12 protein-coding genes are annotated in these 18301 nt (G+C 59.7%); 6 read left to right on the plus strand and 6 right to left on the minus strand.

Going from position 1 to position 18301, the window contains the following annotated elements; genetic code table 11:
• Position 1 precedes the first annotated feature (1 nt).
• Both QPJ95_RS00540 and QPJ95_RS00545 read left to right on the plus strand, forming a co-directional pair.
• Complete coding sequence (locus tag QPJ95_RS00540) at positions 2–2242, plus strand: xanthine dehydrogenase family protein molybdopterin-binding subunit (protein WP_270918661.1); 2241 nt, start codon at positions 2–4, stop codon at positions 2240–2242.
• A 207-nt stretch (positions 2243–2449) separates the two neighbouring features.
• Positions 2450–4519 (plus strand): Hint domain-containing protein, encoded by a 2070-nt coding sequence (locus QPJ95_RS00545; RefSeq protein WP_270918662.1) that lies wholly within the window; start codon positions 2450–2452, stop codon positions 4517–4519.
• A 100-nt stretch (positions 4520–4619) separates the two neighbouring features.
• On the opposite strand, the gene QPJ95_RS00550 is transcribed toward QPJ95_RS00545, so the two are convergent.
• From QPJ95_RS00550 to QPJ95_RS00565, 4 genes are all read right to left on the minus strand, one after another.
• Positions 4620–5654 carry a fatty acid desaturase gene (locus tag QPJ95_RS00550; protein ID WP_270918663.1) on the minus strand — a complete coding sequence of 345 codons (1035 nt, stop codon included), beginning with the start codon at positions 5652–5654 and terminating at the stop codon, positions 4620–4622.
• 240 nt (positions 5655–5894) lie between these two features.
• A complete protein-coding gene (locus QPJ95_RS00555; RefSeq protein ID WP_270918664.1) occupies positions 5895–6671 on the minus strand; it encodes a gamma-glutamyl-gamma-aminobutyrate hydrolase family protein in 777 nt (258 codons plus the stop codon).
• A 225-nt stretch (positions 6672–6896) separates the two neighbouring features.
• Positions 6897–7322 carry a GlcG/HbpS family heme-binding protein gene (locus QPJ95_RS00560; protein ID WP_270918665.1) on the minus strand — a complete coding sequence of 142 codons (426 nt, stop codon included), beginning with the start codon at positions 7320–7322 and terminating at the stop codon, positions 6897–6899.
• Positions 7323–7434: 112 nt separating this feature from the next.
• Positions 7435–9564 carry a malate synthase G gene (locus QPJ95_RS00565; RefSeq protein WP_270918666.1) on the minus strand — a complete coding sequence of 710 codons (2130 nt, stop codon included), beginning with the start codon at positions 9562–9564 and terminating at the stop codon, positions 7435–7437.
• Positions 9565–9813: 249 nt separating this feature from the next.
• Between QPJ95_RS00565 and pepN the strand changes: the two genes are divergently transcribed.
• The 4 genes from pepN to QPJ95_RS00585 all read left to right on the plus strand — a co-directional run bounded on the left by pepN (position 9814) and on the right by QPJ95_RS00585 (position 14936).
• Positions 9814–12366: an aminopeptidase N gene (gene pepN / locus QPJ95_RS00570; protein ID WP_270918667.1), complete on the plus strand. Its 2553-nt coding sequence runs from the start codon at positions 9814–9816 to the stop codon at positions 12364–12366.
• 73 nt (positions 12367–12439) lie between these two features.
• Complete coding sequence (locus QPJ95_RS00575; RefSeq protein ID WP_270918668.1) at positions 12440–12970, plus strand: hypothetical protein; 531 nt, start codon at positions 12440–12442, stop codon at positions 12968–12970.
• 78 nt (positions 12971–13048) lie between these two features.
• On the plus strand, positions 13049–13495 hold the full coding sequence (locus QPJ95_RS00580) for a hypothetical protein (protein WP_270918669.1): 447 nt from the start codon (positions 13049–13051) through the stop codon (positions 13493–13495).
• A 103-nt stretch (positions 13496–13598) separates the two neighbouring features.
• A complete protein-coding gene (locus QPJ95_RS00585; RefSeq protein WP_270918670.1) occupies positions 13599–14936 on the plus strand; it encodes a hypothetical protein in 1338 nt (445 codons plus the stop codon).
• A gap of 387 nt (positions 14937–15323) precedes the next feature.
• On the opposite strand, the gene QPJ95_RS00590 is transcribed toward QPJ95_RS00585, so the two are convergent.
• Together QPJ95_RS00590 and QPJ95_RS00595 are read right to left on the minus strand one after the other, a co-directional pair.
• Positions 15324–17681: a Tex family protein gene (locus QPJ95_RS00590; protein WP_270918671.1), complete on the minus strand. Its 2358-nt coding sequence runs from the start codon at positions 17679–17681 to the stop codon at positions 15324–15326.
• Positions 17682–17786: 105 nt separating this feature from the next.
• Positions 17787–18209, minus strand: a complete 423-nt coding sequence (locus tag QPJ95_RS00595) for a winged helix-turn-helix transcriptional regulator (RefSeq protein ID WP_270918672.1) — start codon at positions 18207–18209, stop codon at positions 17787–17789.
• Positions 18210–18301 lie beyond the last annotated feature (92 nt).

The raw sequence follows: 18301 nt of genomic DNA on the forward strand, positions 1-18301 counted from the left end.
CATGGCCAGCATCGCAAAAATTGCCCGCCGCAGCTTCCTGATCGGCTCTGCCGCCATTGTCGGTGGCGTCGCCTTTGGAGCCTATTACGTCAGCCGCCCCGCCCCCAACCCGCTGAAACCCGGCAAGGGCGAAGCGGCGCTGAACCCCTTTGTACTGATCGACCAGCAAGGAGTGACGCTGTTTGCACCGCGCGCCGAGATGGGCCAGGGGGTGAAAACCACCTGGGCGGCACTGATCGCAGAAGAGCTGGACGTCGAACTCAACGCGGTGCGGGTGCTGCACGGCCCAGCCGCCGCCGCCTATTACAACAGCGCCTTCATCGGTGACGCTCTGCCCAACCGCGGCTATAACGTCAGTGATTTCCAGCATGCCCTGGGCGAAGTGCTCGGGGTCCTGGGAAAGACTCTCAATTTACAGGGTACCGGCGGCTCCACCTCGATGAAAGACGGCTACAGCCGCATGCGCCACGCCGGGGCCTCCGCGCGCGAGACCCTGAAACAGGCAGCCGCCAATAGGCTGGGCGTAGACCGCGACCAGTTGACAACCGCCAATGGCAGGGTGCAGGCCCCCGATGGCACCAGCCTCAGCTATTCCGAGCTGGCAGAGGAGGCGGCCGGGCTGGATCCGGTAAAGGCCGAGTTGCGGCCAAAGAGTGAATGGCGGCTGCTGGGTAAAAGCCAACCACGCATTGACATGGTTGAAAAATCCACCGGCACCGCCGAATTTGGCATCGACGTGCGCCAACCGGGCATGAAATTTGCCTCGGTGCGGATGAACCCCCGTCTGGGGGCCGGCATGAACGGGTTTGATGCCACCGAGGCGCAGTCGATGCCCGGTGTCGAGCAGATCGTCGACATGGGCAATGGCGTCGCGGTGGTGGCCAGCAACACCTGGCTGGCGATGCAGGCGGTCGAAGCCATCGAGGTCGACTGGCAGCAGGCCCCCTACCCGCCGGAAACAGATCAGGTCTTTGCCCGCATCGCCGAGGCCTTTGACGACAAGCCAAACTCGACCATGCGCGACGATGGCGATGTGGATCAACTCCCCGAGGGCGCCAGTGAGATCAGCGCCGAGTATCAGTTGCCCTATCTGGCCCATGCCACCATGGAACCGATGAACGCCACCGCACTGTATGAGGGCGACAAGCTGATCCTCTGGTGTGGCAACCAGATGCCGACCTTTACCCAGTCCAAATGCGCCGCTGAAGCCGGGCTGGAGAGTGAACAGGTTGATGTGCACACCACCTATCTTGGCGGCGGCTATGGCCGCCGGGTCGAGTTCGACTATTCCGTGTTGGCGACCCGTCTTGCCAAACAGATGCCCGGCGTTCCGGTGCAACTGACCTGGTCGCGCGAAGAAGACATGCGCCATGACTTCTATCGCCCCGGCGCCATCGCCCGCATGCGCGGCGCGGTCAAGGATGGCACCGCGGTGCTGATGGACGGCAAGGTCGCCGCCGCCTCTCCGGTTGCGCAGGTGATGGACCGCATTGCGGGCCTGCCGGCCGCTGGTCCCGACAAGGTGCACGTCGAGGGTTTCTTCAACCCGCCCTACGCGATCCCCAACTTCCGCATGAGCGGCCATCTCAGTGACGTGCAGATTCCGGTTGGGTTCTGGCGCTCGGTGGGCAATTCTTTCAACGGCTTCTTTGTCGAAAGCTTCCTTGACGAAATGGCCCACAAAGCTGGCAGTGACCCAATGGAGTTCCGTCTGGCGCTTGCCCGCAAGGAATGGGCCCCAGCCGCCGGTGTACTGGAAGCGGTCAAAGAGATGTCGGGCTGGACCGGACAAACACCGGACGGTGTCGGGCGCGGAGTGGCCATGTGCTACAGCTTTGGCACCCCGGTGGCCGAAGTGATAGAGGTGGTCGACGAGGCTGGCAGCATCCGCATCAAAAAGGCCTGGATCGCCTGCGACATGGGGCTGGCGCTGGACCCTGAAACCGTCAAGGCGCAGATGTTCGGCGGCATGGCCTACGGGCTGTCGGCAGCTTGTTTCGGCGAAATCACCTTTGCCGGAGGAGACGTCGAGCAAGGCAATTTCCCTGATTATGAGGCGTTGCGCATGCATACAATGCCACAGACCGAGGTGCGGGTTCTGGAGACCCAGAAGCATCTGGGCGGCGCCGGAGAACCCGGCACACCGCCCGCAGCACCAGCCCTGGCCAACGCGATCTTTGACCTGACCGGAAAACGCCCAAGGCGATTGCCGCTGATGCATGATTTTGACCTTCTGGTCTGACGGGCTCTTCTTCTTGTTAAAAATACCTCGGGGTCCGGGGCAGCGCCCCGGGTAAGCCCAACCTATACAAGTCGCAATTGCGGCGCCCCTTAGGCACCCCGCCGCAAAGTCTTCATGTTGCGCGCAAATTTCGGCCACTCGGCCTCTTTATCAGGGTTAACAAATCCCTAACGCCGGTTTCCGGCAATAAAGAACTGAGGTCGATCCATGCCAAGCGGCTATCTGGTTACCCTGGGCGCAGACAGTGTTCTGGGCGTCGATGACATCATTGGAGGCGCCTGGACGGCCTTCACCACAGACACCAACCTAGGCTCTGGCCAGTGGGTGTTTACCGGCGTCGACGGCGGCAGCAGTTTTACAAATACTCTGGAACCCGGCCAATATTACCTGGCCACCAATGGCAATGTCTATTTTGTCCCGGCTTATGGCGAGGTCGATACCCTGACCAGTGCCGATGTGGTCAGTGCCCCCAGCTACTCTCTGGTCCCCGACCACCAGGTCGATGGCTCCTCAGGCAATGATATCATCGATGGCAGCTACACCGACGGTGATGGCGACAGTATCAACGATGCGGCTGACAACGGCGATCTGGTCTATGGCTATGGCGGTGCGGATAACATTAGCAGCGGCAGCGGCGACGATTGGATCAATGGTGGCAGTGGCGACGACACTGTTGACGGCGGCACTGGCGATGACGTCATCTATGGCGATGGCGGCACCTCGACCACTGAATCTCTGAGCTGGGACGCTGAGGGCAGCGATGAACAGAACGTAAGTGCCGGCTTCACTCAGACCACCGGGCAAATCGACGTGTCGGTCAGCTTCACCGAAGACGGCAACAACTCGGCAACTTACAACCTGGAAACCACCGACACCATCTATGTCGCGGCGGGGGAATCCTTCGATGCAAACTCCTCATTAGAGCTACGCGGCAGCGGCGATGGCGCCACTTCAACCACTACAGTCAATTTTGCCGCCAACAGCAGCTCCGACGTGGAAGACGAGGTTGAAAATGTCGTCTTCCGGATCAGCGATATCGACTTCGCCGCAGGCAACCACCGCGACATTCTAACGGTCAATGCCTATGATGCAGACGGCAATCCTGTCACCGTGACGCTGACGGTTGTAGACGATGGCAGCGATACCGACACCATCAGCGGCAATACGGTCACCGCAGGCGAGAACGGCGAAAATGCCGCCGATGCAACCGGGTCCCTGCTGGTGGAGATCGCCGGACCGGTCGCAGAAATCGAGATCATCTACGAGAATGAGCTGGGCGGCACCCAGGCAATCTGGGTCAGTGACCTGTTTTTTGAAACCATCCCCAACCCTCCCGGCAACGACGAGCTAAATGGCGGTCTGGGCGACGACGCCATCTTTGGCGAAGCAGGCGATGACCTGATCACCGGCGGCGAAGGCAGTGACACCCTAGACGGCGGCAGCGGCAATGACACTCTGAACCTCGCCGAAGGCGACACTGCCTTTGGCGGCGATGGTGACGACCTGTTCATCCTGACAAACACCGGTGAGGCCGGCAGTTCGGCAATTACAATTGACGGCGGTGAAGGCGATGAAACTGGCGGCGATACTCTGGATCTAAACGGGCTGGCCGATTTCTCGACCCTGATCCTGACCACGGACACCCTCGACGAAAAGGCCGGCACGGTCGAACTTCTCGATGGCTCGCTGGTGACTTTCTCGGGGATCGAAAATATCATCTGCTTTACCCCCGGCACCCTGATAGACACCGCGCATGGCCCAAGGGCCATCGAAACGCTGGCGCTTGGCGATCTGATCGTCACCCGCGACCACGGGTTGCAGCCGCTGCGCTGGGTCGGCAGCCGAACCGTTGCAGCGCAGGGAAGTTTTGCCCCGATCGAGATCGCCTCAGCGCTGTTGCCTGGTGCCAGTGCGCCGCTTTTGGTGTCGCCACAGCACCGGATGCTGTGGAGCGGCGCCCGCGCCCAGATGCTGTTTGGTATCGACGAAGTTCTGGTTGCGGCCCAGCATCTGCTGGCCAGCCCGGCCGTCACCCGCCGCACTGGTGGCCTGGTTACTTATGTTCACCTGATGCTGGACCAGCATCAGGTGATCTATGCCAACGGCGCCGCAACGGAAAGTTTCTACCCCGGCGATCAGGCCCTGGGCGCCCTCAGCGACGCCGGGCGGGATGAGATGTTCACCCTGTTCCCCGAGCTCCGCAGCCACACGGGCGGTTTTGGCGATACCGCTCGCTTATGTCTCAAGTCACACGAAGGCCTGCTGCTCGCGGCCTGATCAAACGACACCCAAGGCCTGCTGCTCGCGGCCGAATTGAAAACACCGCAGCCCTCGCGGGTTGCGGTGTTTTTATAATATCAGTGATAGATTTGCTGGGTTAGCCGTACATCAATCGCGCCTGCGAGAACGACAATAACTGTCTGCTTTTTTCGTCCCACAGATGCAACCGTGCACAGTTCAGGCTGTCTCGGACTGTCATCCGGTTACTTACAGCCAGCACATCATGATCACGCAGCACCTCGGTCAGGCGATAGAACGGGATCCGGCTGTACAGGTGGTGCACATGGTGAATGCCGATATTGGCACTGAACCACTGCAGCACCGACGGCAGGACATAATGCGAGCTGCCATGCAGCGCAGCATCATGCAGCTGCCAGTTCTCGTCCTGCTCCCAACGGGTATCTTCAAACTGGTGCTGCACATAGAACAACCACATTCCCGCGGTTGCAGCCACCAAAGTCGACGGCACGAAAATCAACAGCACCGGGGCCAGACCGCCAAAATACCAGATCACCAGCAAAGCCGCGACAATCGAGATATTGGTGCCCATTGCACTGACCCAGTAGCGCAGGCTGTTCATCAGCCCTAAGGGCACCCGGTTCTGCACAAAGAACAAATAGCCGGGCCCAAAACCAAACAGGGTCACCGGATTGCGATACACCCGGTACATCAGGCGGTTGAAGCCGTTGAGCTCATTATACTCGGCAACGGTCATCGTATGGATATCCCCCATACCCCGCTTGCCCAAATTTCCCGACGCACTGTGGTGCGCCGAATGGGTGCGGCGCCAGACGTCATACGGCGTCAGCGTCAGCACCCCAATAATCCGCCCCACCCAGTCACTGACCAAGCGGTTTTTGAAGAACGAACCGTGACCGCAATCATGCTGAATTGTAAACAGGCGCAACAGGAACAGGGCATTGACCAGAGAAATCGCAAAGGTCAGCCAGTAACTAATCGACATCGACCACCAGGCCAGCGCCCAGAGCAAAACAAACGGGCCTACTGTAACGGCAAGCTCAAAAGCGCTTCGCATTTGGTTTGGCTCACGGTATTTGGCCAATGTCTTAACCCAGTCGCGCGCTGAAAGCGCGCCGGGTTGCGTCCGGGATTGATCAGTGGATTGGGTCATGCGCCTGCTTTTTTCGTTGCTCAACCATCGGATAAACTACCAGAGCGTCATAGCAAGTAAAATTTCATCGAAAACAGCTGTTCCGGCAAAGCGTTGCCGACATAACGTCAACTTGCAGTCAATCGCCCGAAATTTGATGCCGCAGGGGGCACCCTGCGTCTCTGGGACGGGCCTCGGCCCGAGGATTGATCACCACCAAATTGGCTGCAGCACATGGTCGCAAACTTGCAGTTCAGTGGCTCAGGCCGCAGCCCCGCCTTGAGGCCGCTGCCCCGCCGCCCAGCCCTGCACCGCAGCCCCAAAGGCCTGGAACAGAGGCCGTGACACCGGATCATTATTCGCGTCCCACTCGGGGTGCCATTGCACCGCCAGGGTAAACCCCGGCGCATCCCTGACGTAACAGGCCTCGGGGGTGCCATCCTGGGCATACCCATCAATGACAATACGCGATCCAGGGGTTTTGATCCCCTGCCCATGCAGGGTATTTGTCATCACCTCACGGGCGCCCAGCAATTGATGGAACACGCCGCCGTCGCTCATTTCAACAATATGGCGCAGGGCAAATTTATCCTCCAGGCTGCCATCGGGGGGCATCCGGTGGTTCATCCGTCCCGGCAGGTCGCGGATCTCTGGGTGGAGCGTGCCGCCCAGCGCCACATTAACCTCTTGAAAGCCGCGGCAAATGCCCAGGAAGGGCTGTCCCCGCTCGACACAGGCCCGCACCAATGGCAGTGCAATCGCATCGCGCGCCCGGTCAAACGCCCCATGCGCTGCGGTCTCCGCCTCGCCGTATTCCTGTGGATGCACATTGGGCCGACCACCGGTCAGCAGAAAGCCGTCAAAGGTGTCCAGCAGCTCCTCGACGGATAGAAATCGCGGATCCGAAGGGATCAACAAGGGCATACAGCCCGCCACTTCGGCCACCGCCTCGGAATTCATGGTGCCGCCCGCATGGGCCGGATACTGATCATTAATCAGGTAAGAGTTGCCGATAATACCGACGCGGGGGCGTGCCATAGGTTTTCTCTGTTTGTGACCAGTAGCGCGAACCTAGCGCCAAGCTGATACCTTGTGCAACTCCACAACGCGGCGCAACCAGATGTTTACCCCCGCACAGGTCTCCGCACAGGTCGCTTCCCATCCACCCGGCAACGGCGATGCGCGCAAATGGCGCAACTCTCACAATTCGGTTTCTGGCCCATGAAGATATCGCTCATGGGCCAAGGCACATGGCCCGTTTGGTTAGATTTCGCCAGCCAGGCCAGCAGCCTCAATGCCACTCAAGGCGGCAATGGCATCATTGTCCGAGCTATCACCTGTCACCCCAACCGCACCGATCACTGTGCCGTTTGTGTCCCGCACCAGCACGCCACCGGGAACCGGAACAACCTGACCGCCGTAAACTCCGTTTACCGCTGCCATGAAATAGCCCTGCGCCTCGGCCCGTGCCATCTGCGCCGTTCCCGCCATGCCCAACATGACCGCGCCGTAGGCTTTGCCTCGGGCAATGGCAAAGCGACCGGGCGCGGCGCCATCTTCGCGTTCAAAGGCCTGCACATGGCCGCCAGCATCCAGCACCACCACCGACAACGGCTTCAGCTCTAGCGCACGGCCCTTGTCCAGTGCCTTTTCAATGATAATCCGCGCTTCGCGCAAAGAAATAGCCATAGTAGATCCCTTTCATCTGGCTGAAAATATCCTCGGGGGAGTTTGAGGGGGCAGACAGCCCCCTCATTGCAACAGTCCCCTCAGTGTCCCTGTCAATAAATCCGCGTTGGGCTCAAACGGCCTTCAGCTCCAGCCGCCGCGCATGCAGCACCGGTTCGGTATATCCCGAAGGCTGCACCCGTCCCTTGAATACCAGATCACAGGCCGCCTGAAAGGCGATGCCATCAAAATCTGGAGCCATGGACTGATAGTCCGGATCACCGCTGTTCTGCGCATCCACTACCGCCGCCATCTTCTGCATTGCCGCCATCACCTGCGTCGCATCAACCACACCATGATGCAGCCAGTTCGCCAGTGCCTGACTTGAAATCCGACATGTCGCCCGGTCTTCCATCAGACCCACATCATGGATATCCGGCACCTTCGAGCAGCCGACCCCATTATCGATCCAACGCACCACATAGCCCAGAATACCCTGAGCGTTGTTCTCGATCTCACGACGGGTCTGTTCCTCCGACAGGTTCTCACCCGTCATCACCGGAATGGTCAACAGATCCTCCAGAGATCCCCGGGCACCAGAGACCTTCAACTGGTCCTGAACAGCCAGCACATCAACCTTGTGATAGTGGGTTGCGTGCAGGGTGGCGGCGGTCGGTGACGGCACCCAGGCGCAGGTCGCCCCAGCCTTGGGATGGCCAATCTTGGCCTCCAGCATCGCCGCCATCAGATCCGGCATCGCCCACATGCCTTTGCCGATCTGCGCGCGGCCTTTCAAGCCGCAGGCCAGACCGATATCCACATTGCGATCCTCATAGGACGCAATCCATGGCGTCGCCTTCATCTCACCCTTGGGCAACATGGCGCCGGCTTCCATCGAGGTATGGATCTCATCCCCGGTGCGGTCCAGGAAACCGGTATTGATAAACGCCACCCGAGATTTCGCCGCCCGGATACAGGCTTTCAGGTTCACACTGGTGCGGCGTTCTTCATCCATGATGCCGATCTTGACGGTATTGCGCGGCAGGCCCAGCGCGTCCTCGACATGGTCAAAGATCCGGCAGGCAAATGCCACTTCCTCGGGGCCATGCATCTTGGGCTTGACCACATAGACCGAGCCATGCGCCGAATTGCCACCCGACGCCAGCAGATCATGCATCGCAATCATCACGGTGGTCATCGCATCCAGAAAACCCTCACCGATCTCCAGCCCATCACGGTCCAGCACCGCCGGGTTGGTCATCAGATGGCCGACATTGCGGATCAGCAACAACGACCGCCCCTTCAGCGAAGAGGCACCGCCATCTGGCGCAGTATAAACGACATCATCGTTCAGCACCCGGGTAAAGGTGGTACCGCCTTTGACGATCTCTTGGCTCAGATCGCGCGTCATCAGGCCCAGCCAGTTGGAATAGGCCTGCACCTTGTCCACCGCATCGACTGCGGCAACACTGTCTTCGCAATCCATGATCGTCGACATTGCCGATTCTAAAGTGATGTCGTTGATGCCTGCGGCATCATTCTTGCCGATATTACCGGTCGCATCGACCTCAATAATCACGTGTAGGCCATTGTTTTTCAACAGAACCCGCGACGGAGCGCTGGCATCGCCAACATATCCGGCAAAGCCCGCCGCATCGCCAAGGGATGGCAGCAGCGCCCCATCGACCACAGTCAACGCCCCGACGTCAGCCCAGGATCCCTGGGCCAGTGCAAAATTTGCATCCAGAAAATCGCGACCCCAGGCCACAACCCGCGCCCCGCGGGTCGCATCATATCCCTTGCCCTGCGGCAGATCACCCATGGCATCGGTGCCATAAAGCGCATCATACAACGAACCCCAACGCGCATTCGCCGCGTTCAGTGCAAAACGGGCATTGGTGATCGGCACCACCAGTTGCGGCCCCGGCACCAGAGCAATCTCGGGATCGACATTCTGCGTCTCAATCTCAAAATCGTCGCCTTCAGGCAGTAAATAGCCAATTTCGCGCAAAAACGCTGTATAGGCCTCGGTGTCATGTGGCTGACCCCGGCGTTCGATATGCCAGCTATCAATGCGCCCTTGAAGATCCTCGCGTTTGGCCAGCAACGCGCGGTTCTCTGGGCCAAACTCATGTACCAACTGGCTCAAACCCTGCCAGAAAATATCCACGGCGACGCCAGTGCCTGGCAATGCAGCCTTTTCAATGAAATCAGCGTATTCAACTGCAACTTGCAGCCCCTGCTTTTCGACTCGTGCAGTCATCTGGCCCTCCGGTTTTTTAGTATGCGCCTGTATGCTGGCGGCAATTTAGGGTAATAGTTTCCGATCAGCAACACGGTTGGTAAACTTATTTTACCAATTGCCACGCATCTGTTTCAAAATCCATTTGATGACCAACCGGTGCCATTCCCTGCCCTGCTGCGCACCCAAATCGCATTGATTGTGCCTATCCACTTGCAGTTGCGGGACCGTGCACTAAACCTGTCACACAGCGTGACATAGGAGAGTGACATGGCCGAAACCGCCCCCCAGACGATCTACCTCAAGGACTACACCCCCTTTGGCTATCAGGTAGACTCGGTCCACCTCACCTTTCGCCTCTCCGCCAAATCCACCCGCGTGCTCAGCCGCATTCAATTCACCCCGCTACCCGACGCCGCAGACAAACGGTTCTTCCTGCACGGGGAACAATTGCAGCTGATCACCGCCAAGATCGACGGCCAATCCGTCTCGCCCCAAGTCACCCTGCAGGGGCTGACCTGCGATACCCCTGACACCGCCTTCATCTGGGAGAGTGAGGTGGAGATTGACCCGCAAGGCAATACCGCGCTGGAAGGGCTCTATATGTCGAACGGCATGTATTGCACCCAGTGCGAGGCCGAGGGCTTTCGCAAGATCACCTATTACCCGGACCGCCCCGACGTGATGAGCACCTTTACCGTGCGCATTGAGGGCGACGAAAAGGTGTTGCTGTCCAACGGTAACCCCACCGGCAGCGGTGACGGCTGGGCCGAGTGGCACGACCCATGGCCCAAACCGGCCTATCTGTTTGCACTGGTGGCCGGCGATCTGATCAACCACCCGGACCGCTTCACCACCGCCTCGGGTCGGGATGTCGAGCTGAACATCTGGGTCCGCCCCGGCGATGAGGGCAAATGCGCCTTTGGCATGGAAGCGCTGAAAAAGTCGATGTCATGGGACGAGGATGTCTATGGTCTGGAATATGACCTCGACATCTTTAACATCGTTGCAGTTGATGACTTCAACATGGGCGCGATGGAGAACAAGGGGCTGAACGTGTTCAACTCCTCCTGCGTTCTTGCCTCCCCCGAAACCTCGACGGATGCCAATTTTGAGCGCATCGAGGCGATTATCGCGCATGAGTATTTCCACAACTGGACCGGCAACCGCATCACCTGCCGCGACTGGTTCCAGCTCTGCCTGAAAGAGGGGCTGACAGTGTTCCGTGACAGTCAGTTCACCTCGGATATGCGCTCGGCCTCGGTCAAACGGATCTCGGATGTGATCGACCTGCGCGGGCGGCAATTTGCCGAGGACAACGGCCCGCTGGCGCATCAGGTCCGCCCTGAAAGCTTTCAGGAAATCAACAACTTCTACACCGCCACCATCTATGAAAAAGGCGCCGAAGTGATCGGCATGTTGAAACGGCTGGTCGGCGATGACAGCTACGCAAAGGCTGCGAAACTGTACTTTGAACGTCACGACGGTCAGGCCTGCACCATCGAGGATTGGCTGCAAGTGTTTGAAGACACCACCGGCCGCGATCTGAGCCAGTTCAAACTATGGTACAGTCAGGCCGGCACACCGCGGGTCAAGGTGACCGACGCTTATGCAGATGGCACCTACACGCTGACACTAGAGCAATCGACGCCCGCCACACCGGGCCAGCCCGACAAAGATCCCCGTGTCATCCCGGTGGCCGTCGGCCTGTTGGGCCAGAACGGCGATGAGGTACAGGCGACACAGGTGCTGGAACTGACCCAAGCCAAACAAAGCTTCACCTTTGACGGTCTGTCCGCCAAGCCGATTGCCTCGATCCTGCGCCAGTTCTCGGCCCCTGTGATCCTGCAGCGCGACACCAGCAATTCTGAGCGCGCCTTTCTACTGGCTCATGATAGCGATCCCTTCAACCGGTGGGAGGCAGGCAATGCTCTGGCCAAGGACTCCCGCATCGCCATGGTGCTGGAAGGCGTTGCACCGGATGCCGATTATCTGGATGCGCTGACCAAACTGGTCCGCGATGACAGCCTTGATCCGGCCTTCCGCGCCCTGGTGCTGTCGCCACCCAGCCAGTCGGATCTGGCCCAGACCCTGTATGAGCGTGGCCATACCCCGGATCCGCAGGCCATCTACGACGCCGCCGAGACCTTTACCCAGACTCTGGCCGAGGCGCTGACCGACAGCCTGCCGCGGCTCTATGCCGACACCACCGTGCAAGGCCCCTACAGCCCCGATGCCACAAGCACCGGCAAGCGCGATCTCAACGCCCGCATCCTGTCGCTGCTGACCCGTCTGGATGGCGGCGACCAAGCCGCCCGCCAATATGGCGCTGCTGACAACATGACCTTGCAGAACGCCGCCTTGGCCTGCTTACTAAAAGCCGACAAGGGCGAACAGCAGTCACAGGCCTTCTTTGATCAGTGGCAGGGGGATCGACTGGTGATGGATAAATGGTTTGGCCTGCAGGTCGCCTGCGCCGCACCAGACAAAGCCGCAAGTCTCGCCGAGGCGCTGACCAGGCACCCGCTGTTCGACATGAAGAACCCCAACCGGTTCCGCGCGGTGATGGGCGCGCTGGCGATGAACCAGGCTGGTTTCCACTATGCCGGTGGCGCGGGCTATCAGCTGCTGGCCGACAATCTGATCGCGCTGGACGCCCTGAACCCGCAGACCACCGCCCGCATGTGCTCGGTCTTTCAGACCTGGAAACGCTATGACCAGCCACGTCAGGACCTGATCCGCAGCCAGTTGGACCGTATCGCCGCGACCAAAAACCTCAGCCGGGACACCAATGAGATGGTCACCAGGATCCTGAACGGCTAGCGCCGCCTCAAGCACCTGGTCACGCATCAATCCGGACGGGCCTGCCATGCGGCCTTTTTATGGAGTTCACACAGTGCCCCTTCTTATCGCCATCATCGGCATCGCCGCTGCGGTTTATTTCTTCCTGAACCGCGCCCGCAACGCGGCCCTGATGGCCGGAGACCTTGTGGATGTGGCTAAGGATGTAAAACTGGCAGCCCGGCGGTTTGGGTTCCGCCGCCAGGCCAACATGCATCCGGTCGAAAGTGTTGAAGACCGCAACCTGGCCATCGCCGCATTGGCGATTGCCTTTCAAGAGCTCAACGGCAAGCCAGGGCGAGACCAGGGCGATAAACTTATCTGTCAGCTGCAAAGGCAATTGGGCATGGACAGCGACGCCGCAGAAGATGCGGCCATTCTGGGGCGCTGGCTGGTCTCGCAATGTGGTGGAACTGAGGCGGCCTTGGCCAGATTGTCCCGCAAAGTATACAGGCTTGGCGGCGCAGAGACGCTGCAACCCTTGATGGACATCGTCAACGGCAGCCTGTCAGGCAACGGTCTGAGCCCGCGCCAAAAGGACGCGATGGAAGGGTTACGGTCAGCCTTTCGCAAAGCCGGATCCTAAAGGCAGATCCTAAATCCAATGGGCAAACCACGCCTCATCAGCCGCGCTGCCCCCCATTGATGTGATCAGAGGTCGACAATGCCCGAAACGTTAATGCCCGAAACTTTTCAGTTCTCCAGGTATTCCCGCACCCCCCAACTGCTTGTCACATTGATGATACTCTATGGCGTGCTGGCTGGTCTCTATTTCGCTGTGGACGCCGCCGGCTGGATCGTCGCCCTTTTGGCACTGCCAACAATCCCTGCCGCCTGGGACTATTGGCGTGATATCCGCTCGGGCCTATCGCTCGGCCCGGACCAGGTCGAGTGGTACAGCGGCCAACACATCGACAGCCTGGCGCTGGAACAGATCGACCATGCAAGGTTCGACACCCGCTGGGATTTTTCCGTGCGGGTCACCTTGATTCTGCAAAACGGCAGCAAACTGCGGCTGCCACCTCAGGTGCTGCCACCGCGCCGCCAGCTTGAACCCGAACTACAGGCACGCGGTGTGCGAACTGAACGACATCATTTTCGACTGTCTTGATCCCGGGTCCTCGCCGCCCCCTCACCAAGGCCATGCGAAAACCCCAATTCAAAACCCGAAACACCGCAAGCTTGCCCTTATTGCGCCCCATTGCCGCGAGATAATGGCGCAACACCTTCTGATGCTGCCACCGAACCGGATATTGCCGATGCTCAACCTCTCCCAACAGGCGCGCGATGCCATTTCTCAAATGATCCGTCCTTTCAAGGGTCGCTTCTGCCTGCCGCAAAAGGAACAGATGATCGCCCGTGCCCTGCCAGTCGACACCACATTCCCCCAGTTGCGCCCCGAGGACAGTCTCTCTATTCCGGTGATGGATCAGGGCGTCGATGACATCGCCTGCCGGGCCGCACAGGCCCGCGGCCAATATCTGGCCAGACAAGACCGCTGGGACGAGCTTTCCGCCGAGATCGAAGCCGCGGACAAAGCCCGCACCAAAACCCCAGGCGGCATGCCGGTGGCCGACCTGCTTGCTTACGGCGCCCGCGCTGATGTGGTCAATGCCGTTGAACATGCGCTCAGCGATGGCCACCAAGCGGACTCCCGGCCCCTGATCGACGGCATCATGGCACTCGAGGCCGTTCGGATGGCCTACCGAAACGATCCCTATCTGGCAACTGTGGTGGCTCTGGCCCATATCGATATCGGCTGGACCTGGCGTGGCACCGGCTGGGAGACCACACTCCCCGCGGTTAACCGACAGCGCTGGACGTCCCATTTTGATCGCGCTGCAGCGCTGCTCACCCCGTTCGACACCACAGAACTGAATAGTCCGTTTATGACGGCGACAAGCTGCGCCATGTTACAGGGCAACAGCACAAAAACCATGACTGTCGCCAATGGGTATGAGCGCCTGATTGATCTTGATCCGATGGACAGCCGCCATTTCCGAGCCCTTGGCAATCACATGCTGCCACGCTGGTCTGGCTCTTATGCCGCGCTCGAACTTGAGGCGCGCCGCACTGCCTCGCGCACCGCGCCCATCTGGGGGGCTGGCGGCTACACATGGGTCTATTTCGATGCCATTGCCAATGACGAACAGGCCTGTGCCCAGGTTGACGTCGAGTTTTTTCTCGACGGGCTGCGTGACATCGTGAAAACCCAGCCTACCCAAGAGATGATCAATCTGCTTGCCTCATACTGTTCGGTGGCCCTGTGCAACGGTCTGGGCCTCTGCGAATGGGCTGATATGCCAAGGTTGCAAATAGCCGAAGCCGTTGACTGGCTGATCCGGGATCACCTGTACGAGTTGCACCCCCTGATCTGGGCCCACGCGGCGGACGGGTTTGACAACAACGCCAGAATCACCTCCCCCAGCCGGTTTGCCGCCCGCGGCCGCGCGGATGCGATGCAGATCATTGCAGATCAGTTCCGCGATGAAATCAACCGGGGCCACAAGGTGACCTTCACCACCGACGGCCCCCAGTTCAGCCTTGCCTAGAACAGAACCTGCAAGCGGGTTTTACCCCAAAACGACTTCTCCTTTGGCAGATCGATGCATTTGAGTATTTTTAGCAAAAAGAAGCTGCAGGAAAAATCACCTGTGTTTCTCGTTGCCAAAAATACTCATATAACAACAGGGCCGGGCAACTATAGGCTTCGGTGCAGGGCGCCGGCGAAATCTGCGACAGGGTGTCCGGCCAAAATCGACGTCCGGCGCCGGTGGGGAAGTTCGGCGCGCCTCGGCGGAATTTTCATCTGACTTCGGCAAAAGGCATAGTCCTTCCGGACAGCTTCAGATCCCTGATTTTGGAGTTCGACCAATGAAATACACTATGTTCCAGCAACGGCAATCGCCAAGATAAAGACCCTGGCGATTGCAGATGTTTCAGCGCTTTTTCAGCGCATCCAAAAGGGCTGCCCCAAATGCGCCACCCGCGTCACCGCCCGCCGTTGGCCCTTTGGGGCCTGCGGACATCGGCTGCTTGCCGCGCCCGCCTTGATTGCTTTTGCCCGGCTTGCCGTCAGGCCTGCCCCCCAGAGCCCCGCCTCGCGCGGCGCGGTCGTCGCGGGACGAAGCGCCGCCATCTTTGCGCATGGTCAGGCCAATGCGTTTGCGGGGCACATCAATTTCGGTGACGGTGACCTTGACCACCGCGCCGGTTTTCACCACCTCATGCGGGTCTTTGACAAACCGGTCTGCCAACTGGCTGACATGCACCAGCCCGTCCTGATGCACCCCAATATCGACAAAGGCACCAAAAGCCGCAACATTGGTCACAGTGCCCTCAAGCACCATACCCGGCTTCAGATCCTTGATGTCCTCGACCCCGTCGGCAAATGTCGCGGTGACAAAACTGGGGCGCGGATCCCGGCCCGGTTTCTCCAGTTCGGCCAGAATGTCACGCACCGTCGGCAGGCCGAACTTGTCATCTACAAATGCTTCGGCCTGCACCCCGCGCAGGGCCCCTGGATCACTGGCCAGCGCCCGCAGATCCCGACCACAGGCCTTTACGATCTTGCGCGCCACTCGGTAGGCCTCGGGATGCACCGACGAGCCGTCCAGCGGCTCGGCGCCACCCCGAATGCGCAGGAAACCGGCACATTGCTCAAATGCCCGTGGCCCCAGCCGCGCCACTTTCAGCAGCTCCCGGCGCGAGGCAAAGGCGCCGTTTACATCCCGGTGCGCCACAATTGCCTCAGCCAGTCCCGGCCCCAGACCAGAGACATGCGCCAGCAACGGTGCCGAGGCCATGTTCAAATCGACGCCAACCCCGTTCACTACATCCTCGATCACCGCTTCCAGCGACTTCGATAGTTGGTGCTGATCAACGTCATGTTGATACTGACCGACGCCAATCGACTTGGGTTCGATCTTGACCAGTTCAGCCAGCGGATCCTGCAGCCGCCGCGCAATTGACACTGCGCCGCGCAGGCTCACATCCAAGTCCGGGAACTCCCGCGCTGCCAGTTCCGATGCGGAATAGACCGAGGCCCCCGCCTCGCTGACCACCACCTTGGTTGGCACTTTCACACCCGGCGGCAACAGCTTCAGCGCGTCCGCCACCAGACGTTCGGTCTCGCGACTACCGGTACCATTGCCGATGGCAATCAGCTCGACGCCATGCTGCACCACCAGTCTCAGGATCGCCGCCTTGGCGCCACCAACATCATTCCTTGGCTGAAACGGGTAGAAGGTATCTGTACCCACCATTTTACCGGTGGCATCAACCACTGCCGCCTTGACGCCGGTGCGAATGCCCGGGTCCAGCCCGAGAGTCACCAGCGCACCGGCCGGAGCGGCAAACAGCAGGTCTTTCAGATTGCGCGCAAACACCCGGATCGCCTCATCCTGCGAGCGCTTGCGCAGCTCGCTCATCAGTTCCAGCATCATCGACAGGCTCAGCTTCACCCGCCAGGCCCAGCCGGCAATTTTGCGCAGCCAGATATCTCCGGGGCCTTTGCCGCCAGCCTGTAACTGCGCCGCCACCATGGCTTCGGCACGGGCCGCGCCCTCCTCGGAGTCGGGACCGATATCCAGTGTCAGCACGCCCTCATTCGCGCCGCGCAGCATCGCCAGTGCCCGGTGTGACGGCACATCCGCCCAGCGCTCGCGATGGTCAAAATAATCCGAGAACTTGGCGCCCTTGTCCTGCTGCCCCTGCACAACCCGCGCCGTCAGAAACGCCTCTTTCTGCAAAAAACTTCGCAAACCTCCCAGCAAGGCAGCATTTTCCGTCAGCCGTTCCACCAGAATATCGCGCGCACCGTTCAGCGCATCCTTCACCGTCTCGACAGCCTCAGAAACATAGCCTTCGGCCAGCGCCTCGGGCGCGGTCATCCGATCCGCCAGAATAGCATCCGCCAGTGCCTCCAGCCCATTTTCGCGGGCAATCATCGCCTTGGTGCGGCGCTTCTTCTTATAGGGCAGATAGATGTCTTCCAGCTGCGCCTTGGTCTCGGCCTTGGCAATTGTGCCGGCCAGTTCAACGGTCAGCTTATCCTGCGCCTTGATGGTCTGCAGAATGCTCGCACGGCGCGCTTCCAGCTCGCGCAGATAAGACAACCGCTCGGCCAGTGTCCGCAACTGGGTATCATCCAGGCCCCCGGTCACCTCTTTGCGGTAGCGGGCGATGAACGGCACGGTTGAGCCTTCATCCAGCAGCTTCACGGCCGACACCACCTGCTCAGGTCGGGCGCTGATCTGTGTGGCGATGGAATGGGCGATACGGCGGGCGGTTTCCACGGCGGTCTCCTCAAGTCTGTTGGGACACCCTTCTTAGCCGCGCGGGTGAAGTCCGCCAAGTGGTCACGGGGTCAGCAGGGCAAAATAGCGCCCAGCTGGGCATTTTCAGCATAAGGATAGATCCAAAGCCGCATTCACCCGGTCGATTTCAGCCTCATACCAGGCGATTGCAGCCTTGGGGTCCTCCCGGAATGCTTTTGCAAATGAGGCCGGCGCCGCAGTGTTTTCATCATATTCAGTGGCCCAAACCATCATGCCCAATAATGCTGGCAACAGCGCCCGTGCTTTGCCTGTCGGCAGATAGAAGACCTTGCTTCGTTTGTTCGGATCCACATGCCGGGTCAACATGGCCTCCTCTTCTAGCCGGGACAGACGGTCCGCCAGAATATTTGTCGATATCCCCTCCTCCGAGGCCGCAAAGTCGCCGTAATATCGTTTACCATGCAGCAATACGTCCCTCAGCAGGACAAAGCACCATTTGTCGCCAAACACACCGGCTGCATAGCGAACCGGACACCCGGACCACATGATTTTCTCTGATCTTTTCATGCCCAAAGAATAACAGCAAAAATAATACTTGCAATTTGAAAGCTCTCGATCAAATATTCACTTGCAAAACA

It is taken from the genome of Parasedimentitalea psychrophila (assembly GCF_030285785.1).
Lineage (GTDB): Bacteria > Pseudomonadota > Alphaproteobacteria > Rhodobacterales > Rhodobacteraceae > Parasedimentitalea > Parasedimentitalea psychrophila.

Excerpts from the sequence above, each read along its gene's own strand:
- QPJ95_RS00560 (WP_270918665.1), bottom strand. The coding sequence starts at position 7,322 with ATGGCTATTTCTTTGCGCGAAGCGCGGATTATCATTGAAAAGGCACTG.
- QPJ95_RS00555 (WP_270918664.1), bottom strand. The coding sequence starts at position 6,671 with ATGGCACGCCCCCGCGTCGGTATTATCGGCAACTCTTACCTGATTAAT.
- QPJ95_RS00540 (WP_270918661.1), top strand. The coding sequence starts at position 2 with ATGGCCAGCATCGCAAAAATTGCCCGCCGCAGCTTCCTGATCGGCTCT.
- pepN (WP_270918667.1), top strand. The coding sequence starts at position 9,814 with ATGGCCGAAACCGCCCCCCAGACGATCTACCTCAAGGACTACACCCCC.
- QPJ95_RS00595 (WP_270918672.1), bottom strand. The coding sequence starts at position 18,209 with ATGTGGTCCGGGTGTCCGGTTCGCTATGCAGCCGGTGTGTTTGGCGAC.
- QPJ95_RS00550 (WP_270918663.1), bottom strand. The coding sequence starts at position 5,654 with ATGACCCAATCCACTGATCAATCCCGGACGCAACCCGGCGCGCTTTCA.
- QPJ95_RS00580 (WP_270918669.1), top strand. The coding sequence starts at position 13,049 with ATGCCCGAAACGTTAATGCCCGAAACTTTTCAGTTCTCCAGGTATTCC.
- QPJ95_RS00545 (WP_270918662.1), top strand. The coding sequence starts at position 2,450 with ATGCCAAGCGGCTATCTGGTTACCCTGGGCGCAGACAGTGTTCTGGGC.
- QPJ95_RS00565 (WP_270918666.1), bottom strand. The coding sequence starts at position 9,564 with ATGACTGCACGAGTCGAAAAGCAGGGGCTGCAAGTTGCAGTTGAATAC.
- QPJ95_RS00585 (WP_270918670.1), top strand. The coding sequence starts at position 13,599 with ATGGCGCAACACCTTCTGATGCTGCCACCGAACCGGATATTGCCGATG.